At 70.7% G+C, this 1,847-nt stretch carries 3 protein-coding genes; all 3 read left to right on the top strand.

The genetic code is table 11. The features are described 5' to 3' along the window. Nucleotides 1–505 (top strand): flagellar hook-length control protein FliK (locus HMPREF3115_RS04940; RefSeq protein ID WP_141751641.1); only part of this gene is annotated, 505 nt, incomplete at its 5' end. After that, a complete protein-coding gene (locus tag HMPREF3115_RS04935; protein WP_006402715.1) occupies nt 502–819 on the top strand; it encodes an EscU/YscU/HrcU family type III secretion system export apparatus switch protein in 318 nt (105 codons plus the stop codon). The genes HMPREF3115_RS04940 and HMPREF3115_RS04935, both read left to right, overlap by 4 nt. A 254-nt stretch (nt 820–1,073) precedes the next feature. Continuing rightward, nucleotides 1,074–1,808 carry a PepSY-associated TM helix domain-containing protein gene (locus tag HMPREF3115_RS04930; protein ID WP_070553579.1) on the top strand — a complete coding sequence of 245 codons (735 nt, stop codon included), beginning with the start codon at nt 1,074–1,076 and terminating at the stop codon, nt 1,806–1,808. Nucleotides 1,809–1,847 lie beyond the last annotated feature (39 nt).

Raw genomic sequence — 1,847 nt, 5'->3', positions numbered from 1 at the left:
GCCGATGAATTGCGAAAAGAGGGTCACGTATCCGAACGCGAGCCACGTGCGCGGCGTCGACCAGTTTCGCTGGACCGGCGAAGCGTGGCCGGGCGTGCGCGTCGACTGGACGATCGAGCCCGACGAGCCGGGCGGGCGCGCGCCGCGCAGCGGCGACGACGCGGGCGACGGCATCGCGTGGCGCACGCGGCTCACGCTGACGCTGCCGACGCTCGGCACGGTCGACGCCGAGCTGCTGCTGAACGGCGCGCAACTGGTCGCGCGACTGCGCGCGAACCAGGCGGGCGCCGCGCGGCTCGCGCAGCACGAACCTGCGCTGCGGCGGCGGTTCGAGGGATCGGGGCTGCAGCTCGGCGGGCTGTCGATTCGCGCGGTCGACGAGCAGCCCGAGCCGTTCGACGCGTTTGCCGCGCAGGCGGCCGCGAGCGCCTATGCGCAGGCGGCGGCCGGAAGCGCTGCGGTGCCGGTACCGCCGGTGCCGCCCGACGACGGAGCCTTGCGATGACGACGCCGCACCGCAAGCGCGCCGCGGCGCTCGTCTACGATCCGAAGGGCGGCGATACGGCACCGCGCGTCGTCGCGAAGGGCTATGGCGCGCTCGCGGAGATGATCGTCGCGCGCGCGAAGGAGGCCGGGCTCTACGTGCATACGGCGCCGGAGATGGTGTCGCTGCTGATGCAGGTCGATCTCGACGACCGGATCCCGCCGCAGCTCTATCAAGCCGTCGCGGACCTGCTCGCGTGGCTCTATGCGCTCGATCGCACGGATGCGCCGGCCGACGCCGCCGCGCCGCGTTTTCCGTTGCCGCCGCTGCGCTGAGCGCGATCCGGCGGTCGCGCGCTGCGCGAATAATACAAACGGCTTTCTGTCGTTATTCGGGCGCAACGGTCTGCCATCTCCCTTCGATCGCACGTCTTCTTATCGCTTTTTCCCGATCGCACGGCGTCGCCGCGGGCTCGCCGCCGTTGAGGCGCATCTCGATTTGTGTAATGATAGCCATTCTCATTTCATGTTGATCGGGCGGCGCGCGAACCGGCGCGCCGCCCGTCGTTTTGAAGAATGGAAGCTTTCGCGTGAACGCGCCCGAAACGATCGATCCGCTCCACGCGGACTTGCCCCGCGAGGGCGTTGCCGTGCTGCACCCGGCCGCACGTCCGCTGACCGATGCCGAGCTGGCGGCACGCCGTTCGCGGTCGCGCCGCGCCACCTTCATCAAGTGGCTGCGCAAGGTGCACGGTTGGGTCGGGTTGTGGGGGGCGGCGCTCGGGCTGCTGTTCGGCGTGACGGGCGTGCTGCTCAATCATCGCGCGCCGCCGCTGAAGATCGCGACGGGCGAGCCGCAGGTCGAGCAGTTGCAGCTCGCGCTGCCGGACCCGGCGCCGAAGACGCCGGCCGCGATGACGAAGTGGCTGCAGCGCGAACTGCATTTCGAAGGCCGGCCGGGGCGCGTGCGCAAGGAGCCCGCGCAGCCGGTCGCGTGGGGCGACCGGCACGTGATGCAGCCGGAGCACTGGCAGATGGGCCTGTTCGGGCCGCGGCAGAACCTGCAGGCCGAATACTGGGTGGGCAACGGCTACGTGTCGGTGAAGCGCACGGGCAACACGTTGCTGACAACGCTGAACAACCTGCATCGCGGCGTCGGAATGAGCATCGGCTGGGTGCTGCTGATGGATACGATCGCCGGGTCGCTGATTCTGCTGTCGCTGACCGGCGTGCTGCTCTGGACCGAGCTGAACAAGCGGCGCACCGTCGGCGTCGTGCTGGTCGCCGGCTCGGTGGCCGCGGCGCTCGCCGCCGGCCTCGCGTGATCGCAGGGCCGGCGCCGCGCAGTGCACGCGGCGCCTTCG

It is taken from the genome of Burkholderia sp. HMSC10F09, from assembly GCF_001806955.1.
GTDB lineage: Bacteria > Pseudomonadota > Gammaproteobacteria > Burkholderiales > Burkholderiaceae > Burkholderia > Burkholderia multivorans.
Note: the sequence above shows the minus strand (reverse complement) of the source record. Positions and strands in the feature narration are given on the sequence as shown.

What these genes read in the sequence shown, in the direction of transcription:
- HMPREF3115_RS04935 (WP_006402715.1), top strand. Translation starts at nt 502, where the DNA reads ATGACGACGCCGCACCGCAAGCGCGCCGCGGCGCTCGTCTACGATCCG.